The organism is Streptosporangium sandarakinum (assembly GCF_013409935.1).
Taxonomy (GTDB): domain Bacteria; phylum Actinomycetota; class Actinomycetes; order Streptosporangiales; family Streptosporangiaceae; genus Streptosporangium; species Streptosporangium nondiastaticum.
The window spans coordinates 1,613,480-1,628,974 of record NZ_JACCCO010000002.1; the positions used below are offsets into that span (position 1 = coordinate 1,613,480).

The following is a 15,495-nucleotide window of genomic DNA, read 5'->3' on the forward strand; positions in this document are numbered from 1 at the left end:
CGCTCAGATGTACGGCGGGCCGTACGTGGTCTGTGATGTTCGTGTGCTTTTCTGCGGTCAGGCCCGAGTCTCCGCTCGGCGACCGGCCTCCCCTCGGACGCCGGTGACCGACGGCTTCAGGGGCCGGAGAAAGGAAAGAACGTGTCCGGACAAGAAGTCAGCCGGCGTCGGCTCCTGGCTTCGGCGGCGGCCGTCGGCGGTCTGTCATTAGGGCTTTCACTCATCCCCACCGGGGCACAGGCCACGTCTTCAGCCGGTGGCCGCCCCCGCCGGGCCGGCGCCTCGTGGGAGGACGTCATCAAGAAGTCCTCCTTCAGCAGTTCCTCGGCCTTCAACCAGAACTGGAACCATCTCTACCCCTGGGACGGCGACGCCGACACCCACAACGGCGCCGCCAGGATGCACTCCAGCCAGATCTCTCTCGCTCAGGGCGTGCTGACCCTGAAGGCGACCCGGCTGGCCGAACCCGACGGAGACAGCCCGCACGCGCCGAACGCTCCGCTGTGGTACCGCTCAGGCGCCATCCACGCCAAGAAGCAGATCCTCGTCAACGACCGGTTCCCCGAGTACGACATCGAAGGCGAGTTCCGCACGCAGACCGGGAAGGGCATCTGGCCGGCTTTCTGGACCACCGGGATCTGGCCGGACTGGCCGCCGGAGAGCGACATCCTGGAATACGTGGGGAACTCCACCAACCTTTTCAACACCTGGAACAGGAGCGCCGACGACAATGAGCTCGTCGAGCGTAAGCGGATCAGTGGCCAAAAACCCGATGCCTGGCACAGGTACCGCGTCCGGATGTCCAAGCGGGGAAACGACGTCATGCTCGACTACTACTTCGACGGGGTCCGGAAGGCGACCCACCGGGGAGTCGGCTGGGCCGGTGTCCCCCAGTGGCTCATCATCAATCTGCAGATGGGATCCTGGGCTTCCGGAATCGCGCCTGGCGGTCCCGGCTGGGACAAGCAGCCGGGCCCCGCCGGCAGCACCTACCTCCGTGCTCGCAACGTGCGGGTCGGTCGCATGCGCGCCCGGTGACACATCACCGCGGGTCGGTCGCATGCGCGCTCGGTGACGCGTCACCCCGGCAGAACGCGACGTCCGCCCGAAGCCTGCGTGGCCGGGGAGCGGTGAGCCGGCTCTCCGGGACGGGCTCACCCGCCCGCCTCCGTCTCGGAGGGGGGAATTCTCCGTCTCCCCTCCTTGTGCCACGACCACGCGAGGGCGGCGATACCCAGCTGACCGAAAATCGCAAAGGGTATGACGGTCTTACGTGGCTGCGACCACCAGTCCTGGAGTAGATGAACGATCCCCAGGGGCTGGAAGAAGGCGATGCCCAACCCGCCTATGACAAGAACCACGACGAAGACCTCTATCAAGGTCCCGCCGATGACATCGGCGACAGGCTCAAGGGAAAGCCTGACCGCCTCCCCGAGTATCGTGATGAATATGAGCATGGAAATCAGCATGACCGCCACCGCGACAAGAAAGTAGAGGGGCTCCTCCTCGCCGCTGAATTCGACGAAATAGTCTCCGCCGCTTCCGATCGCCTCACGACCGCCCACAACGGCCAGCGGGGACGTCAGCACCACACAGGCCAGAGCCGCGTACATCTGCCACGGCAGTCCTCTTCTCAGCTTCACAGGCGTCGGTGCCGAACGAGAAGGGGACGGACCCGCAGAAGGTGACGGCTCCGGCTCCGTGGGTTCCGAGCCGGCCGGCCTCCTTGGAGACGAGGACCGCCCCGCCATGGCGATCCACAGTCCGGCCAGCGAGGTCACCGCGGCGACCACGCCTCCCACCTGATCGGCGAGCTCCCATCCGAAGAGCACCACCACTCCGGCCACGGCCAGCCCCGTCAGCAGCAGCGCGATGCCTATCGCCAACCGTCCCTTCCTGCTCATAACCGCAGTCTTACAAGCTTTGCAGGACTGCGCCCTTGTTTCGGAGGGAAGATCGCCATTGAATCCACCCGCGCGACTCGCCTCTCACCATGAAGTGCGGCACGCGAGGACCGCGATGCTCATTCGCCGCGAAAGCCCGAGGTCAGGCGGGGAGATCCCAGCTCGGGCCGTTCGGGTCGCCCAGCCAGACGTACTGGCGGGCCGGGGTGACGGTGAGCCCGAAGGCCGTCTGGTCCGGGGACCCGGCGGCCCGCCAGGTCAGCACGGCGTCCTCCACCGCGTCCCACAGCCGCAGCGGCCCGCGCTGCCGCACGGTCCCGGCGGTGACCTCGGCGAGCGAGCCGGTGCCCACATCCCACAGCACGACCTCGTCCCCGCCGCCCAGCCGTACCGCGGACGGTACGGCGAGCTGCGCCACGAACATCCCGGTCCGGTCGTCCAGGACCCGCGGGTCCACCCGGCCGTCCCGGGCCTCACCCATCCCGAGGTGCGGGGAGGCCAGCGGAGGGCGGCCGTGGGGCCGGGCGGTCATGAAGTGGAGGCCGTCCGGGAGGAACCGTCCGCCGGCCGTACCGTCGTCGGCGAGCGTGAGGTGCGCGAACGCGCTGCCGCCCAACCACCCGGACAGCGGTGCGGTGATAACAGAGGAGGGGAGCCGCCTAACTGTGAACATTAGAAAGGCTCAAGATACCGCTCAAGTCTTTGCACCACTTCGCATGTTCACTTGAGCTTGGACAGCACCAGTGCCATAGCACACAAAATACCATAAAAAGTACATGCGGGAACATTGTGACGAAAGATCAGGTAGTGCATCTGTCCGTATTCAGTGCCAAGATGCATACGTGGCTAAGTACGTCAGGACTTTTGGTGAGATACCCGGCTACCCAGAAGGTTGGCAGCCTCGGACGGGAAAGCGCGAAGAACTGCGCCTAGCAGGTCTGCACGCCCACAACGTGGCCGGGATTTCCGGCACGGCCAAAGAGGGCGCCGATGCGATCGTGCTCAACGGAGGTTACCCCGACGATCGTGACTATGGTGATGTAATTATATATACCGGACACGGGGGGCAGGATCCGAGAACCAAGAAGCAGATCGCCCATCAGACCCTCAATGACTCCGGGAACGCCGGTCTAGTCAAAAGCGAGCTCGACAAGTTACCCGTTCGAGTTATACGAGGCTTTGAAGAGAAGTCGCCACATGCCCCCCTTACCGGGTATCGATACGACGGGCTATACCGAGTTATCCGACACTGGTTCAAGGAACGCTACGACGGGTTCCGCGTCTGCCAATTCCTTATGATTAAGATCGGAAGCACCTACGATGCTGGCGATCTGCAATCGCCCGCCGAAGCAAATATCGGCGAGCTTCTAGAGGTTCTAGACGATCAGGCGAAGCCAGCCAGCAGAACCACCTCTACTGTCAACAAGATCAATCGACGCGCCGAACTTGTTAAAAAGGTAAAAGATCTCTACGAGAACCACTGTCAGATTTGCGGAAATACCGTAGAGCTTCCCAGCGGGCCGAGTAGCGAAGCCGCTCACATCCAGGCCCTCGGCATCCCTCACAACGGGCCAGACACGCTCGATAACATTCTCTGCCTATGCCCTAACGACCACAAGAGGTTCGACAATGGCGCTCTCTATCTAACGGATGATTTGAGAATCGTGAACGCCATTAAAGGCACCATTGAAGGACAAATAAGAAGGCACAGAGAGCACAGGATTGAAATCGCCTACGTGAGATACCACCGGTCCTGCTGGGAGATATCCGAATAGCCCGATAAAATAGCGCAGTTTGCCACCTCGCCTTTACTTATATAGATCCACTAACTTCAGCCTATGACTGCTCTATTCCTAAGTCCTCAAAGGATGTGCATGCGGACGCCGAGGCGGCGGATGCGTTCGCGGTAGCTGTAGCGCTCCAGGTCCAGCAGGGTTCGTACGGCCTGCTGGGCCATGGGGTGGTTGCGGACGAGCATTGGGGCGATCTTCTCGGCGCGTTCCAGCTCGGCCACGGCGGCATCGCGCTTGCCGCACCACAGCAGCCCTCGCGCGTAGTCGAGGTGGTGGTAGCCGGCGCGGCTGGCCTGCAGGCCCTTCGGCAAATGGACTATCTGCGCTCGCTGCACTGCCCCTGGTCCGTCGCCCAGTTCGACGGCTATGGCGACACCGTGGATGTCGATGTTGGGCTGGTTCGTGGACAGCTGGTAGTAGTTCGTGCGCTGACGAGCGCCGAGCCGGGTGACCGCCTCGGCCGCGAGCCGATGGCGTGCCCATGCCTCGTCGGCGTCATTCTTCCGGGCCGCGGTGATCGCCGCTCGAAGCTGCAGCCCGCCCCAGACAGCCAGCGCCTCAGGGTGCCCCGCGGTGTACTCACGCTCGATGTTCGCGCTCGCCCTGTCGAGTACGGCCAGCGCGTCATTCCATGAGGTGCTGGCCCACAGGTTCCGCACTCTTAGATAGGCGAAGAGGGCCTCACCGTAGAAGTCCCCTGCGCGTTCCCCCGCCCAGCGCATCCGGTCGGCTGTGATCGTGGCCAGGTCGGCGTAACCCAGGTTATAGAGGGCCGAGTCGGCCGCTCGATACGCGAAAGAGAGCAGGCTGAAGGCCGCGTTCCGATCAGGGCCCTCGTACAGATGCGTCGCGGCTTGGAGTTCGGAGAGCAGCGTCGGGATCTCATCCGTCAGCTCGGCGTAACGAACCTCTTGCCGAAGCCAGTGGATGCGCCCGACCGCCGTGCGCAGGTCCGCCAGTGGTCGTACCGTGCCTTCCCACTCCGGGTCGAGGTCGTAGCGCTCCAGTTGGCGGCGGATCTCAGGAATCGCCGAGTGGCCCTGGTCATCTTTCGGGTTGTCGCCACGGTAGGGACGCGCGGTGAGCTCGTTGGGGTGCATGCGCAGAGCGCGGGCGAGGGTGTTGATCAGTGCGACAGAGTCCAGGGGGATGCTGTCGTTCTCGACCCCGGACACCCAGGACTGCGCGCGACCGACGCGCCGGGCCAACTCGATCTGGGTGATACCGGCGCGCTTACGGGCACGCCGTACACGGGTTCCCACGCTCTCCGCCGCCGGATCTGAGTAGGCCATGGCCTCAAAGTAACCCTGCTGGAGGGCTTTGGCCTTACCCATCGCCGAAATATCAACGGCACTGATCTCCGCGCCGCTGTGCTTCCATACATTTACTCTCCGTGAGGGATAACGAGCATCCGAACTTCCACTGGCATCCGCCTGAAGCGTCGGCCGTAGAAGCCGCCGAGCGGTTGCGGCAAGCGCTTGAAGCGCTGGGTGTCGTGGTCGATGTCCATGACGGTTACGGGCTGGCGCTCGTGTCGGTGTGGGACGGCCTGGTCGTGTGGTGCAACGGCGACCGGTTCTGGTGGCAGGCCGGGTGGGACGAGCAGTGCGGGCGGCCCGCCTACGCATCGCGGCCGGTGTCCGGGGTCGAGGAGGTCGCCCGCCTGGTCACCGCTCGATGCGCGGAGCTGCGGCGAGTCCGATTCGGGGAGCGGGCCGACCCGAGGCAGGCCCAGCCCGAGGAACGGGCCGACCCACCGCGAGCTCAGGCCGGCGAGCGGGCGGCGACGCCGATGCAGGAGCCGGAACCGCCCCAGGGTCCCGTCTGACGGCCCGCAAACTTATCCACAGCCTGTGGAAACAAATCCCAGGCAAGCCCCAGAACCCTCATAGTCCAAAGAGAACGGCCCCACCAAGCGAGGCCAAGTCGCCTGGCAGGGCCTTGATCGCACACTGGAGGTGCGACCCGTGTCCAACCCTAATGGAGCCGTACGGATCATCCGGGTCCGTTGGCACGCCGAGCAACCACCCACCCCGCTCGGGTGCCGGTGGTGCGGGCATCCGCCGTACGCCCACGACGCCGCCGGCCTGCCGCACCGGCCCGGCCACCTGTGGGAACAGCCCACGCCCGTCCAGGTACGCGCCCGGATGGCCGCGCGGCGGCGGCTCGGCCTGTGCGACCGCCCCTTCCCCGGTACGGCGAAGCCCACCACGACCCGCTCCCCGAGGCTGTTCCACCCGTCCACGGGATCTTCGGCAGGCAGGCCGGCCGCTGGATCTCCGGCGAGCAGGTCGTCCACGGGATTCCCCGCGAGCCAGGGACGGCACGCGCGACCGGCGGCGACCGCCGTCGCACCGTACGGATGGGGGCCGCACCCGCAGGACCCGTACGTGCGGGACTCGCCACCGGGGTCATGCTCGCCGTACGGAAGCAGGCGCGGGGCGCGTCGCGAGGGGGTGACGGTATGAGCCCGGAGCGCCGGGCCGACGGTCCGGGGGACTCGGCTCCGCGGTCCCGGCCGGACAGAAAGCCGGGCAGAGAGCTGGACAGGCGGCTGGATGGGGAGCCGGACAGGGAGGAAGTGGAGAGGGCGGCGCGGTTGTTGTCGCGGCTGCTTCGCGTGCTCGTCCGGCGTGCCGGAACGGCGAACGGCTTCGATGGCACGCACACCACCGGAACTACGAACGGCCTCGGTGGCGCGGGCACCAGCGGAACGGCGAGCCGCTCCGGCGGCGCGAACCCCACCGGATCGGCACGCCCGGACACCGCCGGGCTGACGCAGCCGAACGCTACCGGACCGGCATGGCCGAGGGCCGCGCGAGCGGAGGCGGAAGCCGCGTGGCCGCCGCGTCCCGGGCGGACCGGGACCGACCTGCCGGTGATCTCCCACTGCTTCCCGGCGAACCGCGACCAGATCAGGCACGCTCGCGACTTCGTCGCCGGACTGCTCGGCGACGGCCACCCGCTGCGAGACGACGTCGTACTGCTGACCAGCGAACTGGCGACCAACGCCGTCGAGCACGCGTGCGGGCCGGGCGGGAGGTCGAACGGCGAGGCGGGTAAGCCAGGCGGGCCGGACGGCGCGGTGGACAAGGCGACCAGGCCGAACGACGGGCCGCGGGAGTTCCTCGTCACGGTCGCGTTCGTCGGGCGCGGTGTGCTGGTCACCGTCCAGGACCCCGGCTCCTCACGGATCCCCTGCCCCCGCGACCCCGGACCCGACGCCGTCGGCGGACGCGGGCTGGCACTCGTCAACGCCCTCGCCGCCCGCTGGGGCTTCCATCGCGACCCCCTCGGCACCGTCATCTGGTTCGAGTTGCACTCCCCCGGCTGACGACCTGCCCAAGGATCCGGAATCCGTCCAGGAATCCGGACCCTGCCCGAAGACCCGGACCCTGCCCAAGAATCCGCGGGCCGCTCACCTCATCCGGGTGAGCGGCCTGCGGATCCGTCGGGGGACGCCGGGTCACTTGGCCTTTTCGGCGAAGGCCGCGAGCGCGATGCCGAGGCCGCGCTCGTTCTGCCCGGCGGCCTTGGCGTCGGTGGAGTTGATCGAGTAGACGACCGTGCGGCTCAGGTCGCGGGTGGCGCCGACGCCGGTCGCGCTGCCGTACCTGGCTCCGGTCTTGCCGAACGCCACGATGCCGCCGGGCAGCTCCAGCCTGGTCAGGCCCGAGGTGTAGACCGCGGGCTGGTCGCCGCCGTACATCGTGACCTTCGGCACCGTGAACATGGGCTCGATCTGCGCGGCGGGCACCACCTTGCCGCCGAACAGGGCCTTGATGAATTTCTCCAGGTCGGCCGTGGTGGAGATCAGGTCGCCGGAGGCCCAGGTGGAGGTCACGCTGGTCTCGGTCATGTCCACGACGTAGCCCTGGCCGTACTTGACGGCGTTCGGGAAGCCCTTGGGGACGACCTGGTAGCCGTGGTTGTGCCGCCCGCGGATCTTGATGGACTCGCCGGGGAGGTAGCTGTCGCGCATGCCGACGGGTCGCAGGATCCGGGTGGTCACCTCGTGCTCGTAGGTCTTGCCGGTGATCTTCTCGATCAGCAGGCCCGCCACGAACGTGTTGGTGTTGAGGTAGTGCTGCCGAGTGCCCGGGGTGAACTCGATCGGGTTCTTCACGGCCTCGGCGACGTACTCCTCGGGGGTCACCTTCTCGAACCTGGTGGCGTAGACCCGCTCGAAGCCGCCGTCGTTCGTCGGCGAGGGCAGGCCGCTGGTGTGGTTGAGGAGCCGGCCGACCGTGATCGTGGGATAGTCGGCGGGCAGCAGCCCGGGGAGGTACTCCTGCACCGTGTCGTCGAGGGAGACCTTGCCCTCGGCCACGAGTTGCAGCACGACCGCGACGGTGAAGATCTTGGTCACGCTGCCGGCCCGGAACCGGGCGCCTTCTCTGGCGGGCCGCTCGGTGCGCAGGTCGGTCACGCCCGTGACGCCGCGCCAGGAACCGGCCGAGCCGCCCACCCTGACCTCGGCGGCGGTGGCGTCGGCCGCGGGCAGCCCGGCGATGCTCCGCTTCAGCGCCGCCTCGTTGATCGGCGGTACTTCGCTCCGTACGGCGGACGACCCCGCCGTGGTCGCGGACGGCCCCGCCGTGACGGCGGCGAGCGCCGGGGTGCCCGCGGTCGAGAACAGGGCGGCGAGGGCGAGACCGGCGGCGGCGACGCGGGTGCGCTTCATCGTGGACATCTCCAGGGGTCAGGCGGGGAAAGTGCTGGTGATGCCGTCGATCCTGCCGACCCGGCCCCGTCGCGCGGATCGCCGACGCAGGCGATTTTCCCGCTCCCTCCCGGGAGGGAGATCCTCCCCTGCCACTCCCCCGCGACGGAGGGAGGCACCGTTTTCTGTCCGGTGTCCGGTGACGAAATGCGGTCATGGAACTCGCCGCGATCGAAGCCGCTGTGCTCCGGGCTCGCCGGCTCCGTCCACCGCGTACGGCCGGCCCGCAGGCCCGGTACGGCGGTGCGAGGCGGAGAAGGGCGCACCGCCGTACCCCGGGTGTCAGGCCGAGGGCAGGAAGGTCAGCAGGTAGAGCGCGAGGAGCAGGGCGGTGGGTACGGCCCGCCAGGGCCAGGAGACGCGCGGCGCGGTGACCAGGGCGGCGAGCGGGTAGGCGAGAATGCCGCTGATCAGGATGAGGCCGAAGCCGCTTCTCCCCGACATCCAGGGAGCCAGGGCGATCTCCCAGATCGCCACCAGGAACGGGGCCGCCACGGCGGCAACGGGCCAGGCCGACCGTACGCGCAGGAAATACAGCAGCGGCCAGGCGAGGACAATCGCCACCCAGCGGCCCACCGCAAGGACGTAGAAGAGGAGCGCCAGGCAGCCGCTGGACTTCTCGCACAATCTGGAGCCGGCGAAGACGTCCATCGACAGGAGGCCGACGGCGAGGAGGAGAACGGGAAGGATCATCCCGACCACCCCCGCCCGGATCATCCGGTCGGCGACCTTCTCCCCGTTCGGCGGCGTCCCCACCGCGGCACCGGTCATGCTCGGATGATCACACGCGTCCCGCCGTCCTCCCATGGCCCTGACGCATTCGCAATCACGCCGATCCCGGATGGTTACCGGCTCGCCCCGGCTCCGCCACCCCCGCCCCCGGCCCCGGCCCCGGTCCCGGAGCGGCTGTGATCGGCCGTTTCACGACGGTGCCGCGTAACAGTGGACGGCCACCGTCCGGTGTGGGTTCCATCGCTGCTCGACGGTGGCCAGCAGTTCCCAGCCCATCCGCTCGTACAGCGCCGCCGCGGCGGTGTCGGACGCGACGACGTCGAGCACCGGATGCAGGCCGCTACGCCGTGCCTCCTCCATCGCCCGGCCGACCAGCAGCGCACCGATCCGATGTCCCCTGGCCTGCGGGGTGACGAACAGCCTGCCGACCACGGCGGCCGAGTCCGGCGTCGTCCCGTTCCGCTCGCTCCACAGCATCGGGGCCAGGTCGCCTTCTCCGCTCCGCGACAAGCCGACATGGTCGGCGAGGCGGTCGTCGAGCTCGGCGACCCAGGAGCCCAGCGAGGGGCCGGGCGACAGCCACTCGCCGGGCCGGTCGGGCCAGTTCACCGGGTAATCGTCCCGCCGGTGGACCTCCGCGAGGAGCCGCACGCACTCCTCGACGTCGTCCTCGGTCCTCCGCCGGACGCGACGGCTCGGCCTCTCGTCAGGCGCCCTGAAGCTCTCGATGCCCATCCCGGCATAGAAGCACATCCCGGATGGTCGCCACCCGCTCCCGCCGGCCGGGTTCGGTGAGACGGCCTCTTCGGACCCACCAGCAACCTTTCCCGGTGCGGTCACGTCAGATGGATCATGATTCTCGGTTCCTGTGCCGTCGTGAGCTGGGTCGCGCTCGGCACGGCGTACTACTTCTCCTTCTGGCTGGACGACGGCATCCTGTCGCCGTGGCTGCTGGCCTATCCCGTGCTGTGGATCCTGGCGGTCGGGCTGACGACCTGGTGGGCCGTCCGTCTGGGACGGCGGCAGAGCCGGGGATGGGCGGCGGTCATGGTCTGCCAGCTCGTCGTGGCAGTGGTGATCGCCGGAGTGGTTCCCTGGGAGCGGTTCTTCCGGTGGAGCTGGTTCGAGACGCACCGGACGGCCTTCGCGGAGCTGGCGCGCCTGGGCGAAGGGCTCCCGCCGGACCGCTCCCCGCTGCCGGAGCGGTACCGGGCGCTCGCTCTCGGCCGGGGTGCGGTGCAGAGGATCCACGACCCCGAAGTGCCCGGAGGGGATGTGCTGTTCCTCGCCGTGGCGGAGTGGAAGCCGGAGCGGATCGGCTTCGCCCGCGTGGTCGGCGGGAAAGCCGGCGCGGACCCCTGCTCCCTCCTCAACGTGGCGTATGACGGAGATTTCACCTGCGCGGCCCTGGGCGACGGCTGGTGGTGGATGGGGGACGTCTTGGAGATCGAGCGGTGAGCGGCCCGCGGGCGCGCGTGACCAGCTCGGCGAGGGCGGCCAGGTGTACCAGCGCGGCGACCGACTGGATGACCGTGAGGACGGGCAGGTACCACGGGGGGATGTGCTCGCTGAATCCGGACTGGTCGTCGGTGAGCACACCGGTGCTCAGGGGGTTGTACACCTGGGCCACCACCAGGGCGAGCAGGTAGAGAACGGCGAGGACACCCGACGTGAACAGGGCGCCCGGCCGGGTGCGCAGCCGCGGGTGCGTGCCGAGGATCGCCAGTGCGACCGCCGGGACACCGAGAAAGGCGGAATCGACGAACATCGCGGTCCGCGCGGCCGACACCACGTGCTCGACGAGGGCGGGGTCGGCCGCGTTCTCGGTCAGCCGGATGGCCGTGTGGTTGAACGCGGCGACCACGGCGACGAAGACGGGACCGAGTGCCATCAGTGGAATCGCCCGGGTGCGTCCCTCCGGGACCGCCGTCTCCCCCGTCGTGTCCTCTGCCGGGGCCGCCGTGCCCCCCGCCGTGTTCCCCGCGGTCTCCTTCCGGGCGTACCGGCGGACGGCGGCCGGCCGTGCCAGCAGGATCAGGCCCGCGAGCTGGCCGGCCCAGCCGATCAAGAGGAGTGCCGCGAGAGCGGGCAGGTACCAGGGCGGGGCGGCCGCCACCATGTCGAAGGGCGCTCCACTGAACAGGGCGCCGTTCACCGGGAACAACCGCGGGCCGTAGCCCGTGACGGGGTTGAGGCCGGCCACCAGGACCAGGCCGATCGTGTGGAGGACGGCGAGCACGCCGGCGAGCAGCGAAACCGCGGGCCACCGCCGCGCGCCCCGCCGGGCGGCCCGGGCGAGCAGCCCGAACGCGAGGGCGGCGGCCACGAAGAAGAGCCCGATGAGCGCCGTCCGCCCCCAGGCGAACCCCGCGTACTCGCGCAACGCGATGGGGACGGCTTCCGCGTTCTGCGTCACCGGCGCGTGTGGGAGCCGCCGGTCGGTCATGACGAGCGCGACGCCGTTGAGCACAGTGACGGCCAGACCGTGTGGGATCACCGACCACAGCAGCGCGATCGTGATGCGAACCTGCCGCGGTGGCGTGCGTGCCGTGTCGATCATGGTGAGTTGGACTTCCGCGCGGCGTGATCGGTTCCTCCGCGGCACCGGGCCCCGGAATCACCGTGAGCGAGCCCGGTGGAGGGCGCGCCGCCGTACCCCGGGTGTCAGGGTGACGGCAGGAAGGTCAGGACGCAGAGTGCCAGGAGCAGGGCGGCGGGTACGGCGCGCCACGGCCAGGCGAGGCGCGGCGCGGTGACCAGGGCGGCGAGCGGGTAGGCGAGCACGCCGCTGAGCAGGATGAGGGCGGATCCGCTGTTCCCCGCCCAGGACGACTGGGCGAACCGCCAGATCACCACCAGGAAGAGGACCGCCGCGACGGCGACGGGCCAGGCCGGCCGTACGCGCAGGAGATACAGCAGCGGCCAGGCGAGGATGACCGCCACCCAGCGGCCCACGAACCAGGTGAAGCCGATGGCGCCGAGGCAGGCGAAGGACTGTTCGCAGGTCCCCGGGCCGGTGAGGGCCCGCATCATCAGGAAGGCGGCTCCCACGAGGAGAGCGGTGAGGATCACCCCGGTCAGCGCGGCCAGGAGCAGCCGCCGGGGAAGTCTCCGATCGGCCGCCGGCCCGCTTTCCCTGATCGCTGTCACCTTCCGAGGATGGCACGCGGAAGTCCCACCGGCCCAGGGATGAAGGCCGGCGTTCCCGGAACCCATTGACACCTGGACGAGCCGGGACGGCCTAGGACAGACAAGGGCGGCACGGGAAAGGACGGGCCAGGGCAGGCCAGGACAATCGCGGACGGACCGAGACACGGGCCAGGACGGGTTTGCCTGACGTCAGTGACAAGGTTCTAGCGTGCTTCCGATGGGCGTGCGGAGGGCGTCGGGCGCGGATCGGCGAACCGGTCGTACGGCGACGCGGGACGAGCACGCGTCGCCGTACGACCGGAGGACGACAATGAAGTTCGCGATCAGCTACAACACGGCCTACTGCGGCGTCGATCCCGAGGAGGTCGGGTCCTTCGCCCGGCACGCCGAGGACTGCGGCTTCGAGGCGCTCTACCTGCCGGAGCACATCGTGCTGTATCCCGGTGCGACGTTCGGGCCCCATGAGATCCCGCCGTCGCTGCCGTACGTCGATCCGCTCGACTGCCTGAGCTTCGTCGCCGCTGCCACCCGGCGGATCCTGCTCGGCACGGGCGTGCTGCTGCTGCCGTACCACCACCCGGTCATCCTCGCCAAGCGTCTGGCGACCATCGACGTGCTTTCCGGGGGACGGATGCGGCTGCTGACCGTGGGGCTCGGCACCCTGCCGGGCGAGGCGGACGCGATGGGGGTCGACTTCGCCGGCCGGGGCCGTCGTGCCGACGAGGCGATCGACGTGCTGCGGCTGCTCTGGGGCGGCGGCGAGGAGGGCGTGAGCTTCGAGGGGGAGTTCTTCTCCTTCGAGCGGCTGGTGAGTTTCCCCAAGCCGTCCGGGGTCACCCACCTGCCGATCCACGTCGGCGGGTCGAGCCGGGCCGCCGCGCGCCGGGCCGGGCGGCGGGGCGACGGCTACTTCCCCGGCGGCGCGCTCGGCCCCGAGGAGCGCGCCGTACAGCTGGAGATCGCCCGGTCGGCCGCCGCCGAGGCCGGTCGTGACCCGGAAGCGCTCGAGTACACGCGCTGGGGGTCGATGGACATGACCGCGGAGCGGGTCGAGGAACTCGCCGCGCAGGGGGTGACCCGCGTCGTGGTGAATCCCACCGCCGCCGATCCGCAGGGGCGGCGCGAGGAGATGTCCGCGTTCGCCGAGCGGTTCGCCCTCCCGCACTGAGCGGCGCTTTCCCACACCGAGCGGTTCGCCCTCCCGCGCTGAATCGCCGGGCCCGTCCGGGCCGCTCTCAACCTTTCGGTACAGAGAAGCGTCAAAGTTCAAAAGCGCGATGGGAGAGCGGATATGACCAAGTGGGCGCACCGGTTCTCGGCCGCCACGGTGGCGGCGGTCACCGTCACCACCATCTTCCCGGCGACGGCGATGAGCGCCGTACGGTCCTCCCCGGTTTCGGCGGTTTCGCAGGCCCGGGAGACCGCCTCGCAGGCCCGGGGGACCGCCGTCAACCTCAAGGTCACCGAGAAGGTCCGCCGCGCGCTCGCCGACGCCTACTGGACCCAGTACTACGGCCCGTACCTCAGGAAGCACCACCCGGGGACCGGCCGCAAGAAGGTGGACGGGCCGAAGAAGGTCTACTACGGCAAGGTCAGGAGCGCGGGCAAGGACGTGTACTGGGCGGTCGGCTCCATCGGCGTCAAGGGCGACCCGATCAGCTACCAGGACGGGCCGCACGTGTGGCGCAGGAGCGCTCACGGCGCCTGGTCGTACCGCGGCGACACGGGCGGCTGCCTGGACAAGGCACCGAAGGCGCTGCTGAAGATCTGGCACCTGCGCTCGTACTGCTGAGCCGGACGGGAGCCCCGCCCCGGACGTCGCTCCCGGGAGGGGCGTGGCCCGAAAACCACATCCGTGTACGCCGCCGGTCGTGAACGGGTTCCTCCGCTCGTAGCGTGACGGGGGCGCCGGAGGGGAGCCGTCAGATCAGGACGGTGAGCCAGGTCCCGGCCGGCCGGAACCCGAGGCTCTCGTACACGCGCCGCGCGGGGTTCCCCTCGGTGACCGCCAGGCCGATCCCGGTCAGCTCGTCGGCGGCGGCCCGGGACAGGGTCGCCGAGAGCATGAGCGAGCCGAGGCCGCGTGGCGATCGGTCCGGGTGCCGGAAGACCTCGGTGACCCACGGGCCGTCGTTCGAGTCGGTGACCAGGACGCCGCCCACCACCTCGTCTTCTCCCCCCGCGTCGTCCCGTACGGCGAGGATTCCGCACGGGAGCAGGGGGCCCGTCACCTCGCCACGCATCAGGGGCGCGAGCTCATCGTCGAGGGTCATCTTCCGGGACCGGCGGTCGGGATGGCCGGGCGGGTAGGCCGCGAGCCACGCGGGGAAGACCTCCGCGGGCTCGCGGTCCCAGGGCGTGAACCGCAGGCCGCCGGGGGCCGCGTCCGCGGCCGGCCGTACGTCGGACAGGTCGCACCGCATCCGGTGGACGTGCCGCAGCGTCCGGGCGCCTCGCGCGACGAGACGCCGGGCGAGCTCGACCGGCGCCGACACCACCCAGCCGGGCAGGCGCGACATGACGGCGTCGACGGCTCCCGGGCCGAGCTCCTCGACGTTACGGGCCCAGGGACGCCCGTCACGGACGTCCTCCACATAGCCGATCACCGGGGCGCCGTCGGCCCCGGTCAATGTCCGTCGTTCGCCACTCATCACGGGAAAGTCTGCCACGCGCGGCGGAAGAGCCCGTCACCGGCGCCGGGAGAGTCCCGGCCGCGGCGGGAAAGCCTGTCATCCGCGGCGGGAGAGCCGCGCGACCGGGGCCGTTCCGGGTGGCGCCACAGCCGGTCCACCGGCGTCCCCGGGCCGGTGGGTCAGCCGGGTGAGGAGGTCGGCGTGGGGTTGGCCCCGGACCTCGGGGCGGACTTCGCGTGGGCGGCGCATCCGGCGTCCCACTCCGGGACGCGGATCAGCGCCGGGTTGGCGACGCCGTCCTCGCCCCGCGACCCGCTCGACGTGCTGGCGAAGGCCAGGCCCTCGACGCAGATCCGGGCGATGTTGGGGAAGTTGTCGGCGTTGCGGAAGACCTCGACGTAGTCGACGTCGCCGATCCGGTCGGGCGGGGCGCCGTTCTTGCCGCCGCGGTCGCCGAGCTGGTCCGAGCAGCCGGCCAGCAGCAGTACCGCGAGAGCCGCTCCCGCCGCCCGGCCGGCGGTCGCCGAGTGTGCCATCCGTCGCTCCCGTCACCGGAGGGG

Annotated in this window: 17 protein-coding genes; 7 read left to right on the plus strand and 10 right to left on the minus strand. The window is 69.5% G+C overall.

Annotation, left to right across the window (positions count from 1 at the left end):
- Nucleotides 1-141 precede the first annotated feature (141 nt).
- A complete protein-coding gene (locus HDA43_RS25790; protein ID WP_179825931.1) occupies nt 142-1,038 on the plus strand; it encodes a family 16 glycosylhydrolase in 897 nt (298 codons plus the stop codon).
- 116 nt (nt 1,039-1,154) lie between these two features.
- Here HDA43_RS25790 and HDA43_RS25795 read toward each other — a convergent pair whose 3' ends face one another.
- Nucleotides 1,155-1,904 (minus strand): hypothetical protein, encoded by a 750-nt coding sequence (locus HDA43_RS25795; RefSeq protein WP_179825933.1) that lies wholly within the window; start codon nt 1,902-1,904, stop codon nt 1,155-1,157.
- Between the two features lie 142 nt (nt 1,905-2,046).
- Entirely contained in the window at nt 2,047-2,520 is a 474-nt protein-coding gene (locus HDA43_RS25800) for a hypothetical protein (RefSeq protein ID WP_179825934.1), read from the minus strand.
- A gap of 226 nt (nt 2,521-2,746) precedes the next feature.
- On the opposite strand from HDA43_RS25800, the gene HDA43_RS25805 reads away from it, so the two are divergent.
- Nucleotides 2,747-3,679, plus strand: coding sequence for a YDG/SRA domain-containing protein (locus HDA43_RS25805; protein ID WP_179825936.1), 933 nt, complete (start codon nt 2,747-2,749; stop codon nt 3,677-3,679).
- An 86-nt stretch (nt 3,680-3,765) separates the two neighbouring features.
- On the opposite strand, the gene HDA43_RS25810 is transcribed toward HDA43_RS25805, so the two are convergent.
- Entirely contained in the window at nt 3,766-5,031 is a 1,266-nt protein-coding gene (locus HDA43_RS25810; RefSeq protein ID WP_246424507.1) for a helix-turn-helix domain-containing protein, read from the minus strand.
- Nucleotides 5,032-5,090: 59 nt separating this feature from the next.
- On the opposite strand from HDA43_RS25810, the gene HDA43_RS25815 reads away from it, so the two are divergent.
- Both HDA43_RS25815 and HDA43_RS36510 read left to right on the plus strand, forming a co-directional pair.
- Nucleotides 5,091-5,525 (plus strand): hypothetical protein, encoded by a 435-nt coding sequence (locus HDA43_RS25815; protein WP_179825939.1) that lies wholly within the window; start codon nt 5,091-5,093, stop codon nt 5,523-5,525.
- Nucleotides 5,526-6,575: 1,050 nt separating this feature from the next.
- On the plus strand, nt 6,576-7,031 hold the full coding sequence (locus tag HDA43_RS36510) for an ATP-binding protein (protein ID WP_218912414.1): 456 nt from the start codon (nt 6,576-6,578) through the stop codon (nt 7,029-7,031).
- Nucleotides 7,032-7,163: 132 nt separating this feature from the next.
- On the opposite strand, the gene HDA43_RS25825 is transcribed toward HDA43_RS36510, so the two are convergent.
- The 3 genes from HDA43_RS25825 to HDA43_RS25835 all read right to left on the minus strand — a co-directional run bounded on the left by HDA43_RS25825 (nt 7,164) and on the right by HDA43_RS25835 (nt 9,887).
- Complete coding sequence (locus HDA43_RS25825; RefSeq protein WP_218912415.1) at nt 7,164-8,381, minus strand: serine hydrolase domain-containing protein; 1,218 nt, start codon at nt 8,379-8,381, stop codon at nt 7,164-7,166.
- A 321-nt stretch (nt 8,382-8,702) separates the two neighbouring features.
- Nucleotides 8,703-9,191 carry a hypothetical protein gene (locus HDA43_RS25830; protein WP_179825944.1) on the minus strand — a complete coding sequence of 163 codons (489 nt, stop codon included), beginning with the start codon at nt 9,189-9,191 and terminating at the stop codon, nt 8,703-8,705.
- Between the two features lie 150 nt (nt 9,192-9,341).
- A complete protein-coding gene (locus HDA43_RS25835) occupies nt 9,342-9,887 on the minus strand; it encodes a GNAT family N-acetyltransferase (RefSeq protein ID WP_179825946.1) in 546 nt (181 codons plus the stop codon).
- Between the two features lie 141 nt (nt 9,888-10,028).
- On the opposite strand from HDA43_RS25835, the gene HDA43_RS25840 reads away from it, so the two are divergent.
- Complete coding sequence (locus tag HDA43_RS25840) at nt 10,029-10,610, plus strand: hypothetical protein (protein ID WP_179825948.1); 582 nt, start codon at nt 10,029-10,031, stop codon at nt 10,608-10,610.
- Here HDA43_RS25840 and HDA43_RS25845 read toward each other — a convergent pair.
- Both HDA43_RS25845 and HDA43_RS25850 read right to left on the minus strand, forming a co-directional pair.
- Entirely contained in the window at nt 10,546-11,712 is a 1,167-nt protein-coding gene (locus HDA43_RS25845) for a hypothetical protein (protein ID WP_179825949.1), read from the minus strand. The two genes, HDA43_RS25840 and HDA43_RS25845, sit on opposite strands and share 65 nt — an antisense overlap.
- A gap of 104 nt (nt 11,713-11,816) precedes the next feature.
- Nucleotides 11,817-12,302 carry a hypothetical protein gene (locus HDA43_RS25850; protein WP_179825951.1) on the minus strand — a complete coding sequence of 162 codons (486 nt, stop codon included), beginning with the start codon at nt 12,300-12,302 and terminating at the stop codon, nt 11,817-11,819.
- Nucleotides 12,303-12,612: 310 nt separating this feature from the next.
- Here HDA43_RS25850 and HDA43_RS25855 point away from each other — a divergent pair, with 310 nt between their 5' ends.
- On the plus strand, nt 12,613-13,470 hold the full coding sequence (locus HDA43_RS25855) for a TIGR03619 family F420-dependent LLM class oxidoreductase (RefSeq protein ID WP_179825953.1): 858 nt from the start codon (nt 12,613-12,615) through the stop codon (nt 13,468-13,470).
- Between the two features lie 123 nt (nt 13,471-13,593).
- On the plus strand, nt 13,594-14,094 hold the full coding sequence (locus HDA43_RS25860) for a hypothetical protein (RefSeq protein WP_179825955.1): 501 nt from the start codon (nt 13,594-13,596) through the stop codon (nt 14,092-14,094).
- Nucleotides 14,095-14,224: 130 nt separating this feature from the next.
- Here the strand turns inward: HDA43_RS25860 and HDA43_RS25865 are convergent, their stop codons facing one another.
- Complete coding sequence (locus HDA43_RS25865; protein WP_179825957.1) at nt 14,225-14,953, minus strand: GNAT family N-acetyltransferase; 729 nt, start codon at nt 14,951-14,953, stop codon at nt 14,225-14,227.
- A 161-nt stretch (nt 14,954-15,114) separates the two neighbouring features.
- Entirely contained in the window at nt 15,115-15,471 is a 357-nt protein-coding gene (locus HDA43_RS25870) for a hypothetical protein (protein WP_218912416.1), read from the minus strand.
- Nucleotides 15,472-15,495 lie beyond the last annotated feature (24 nt).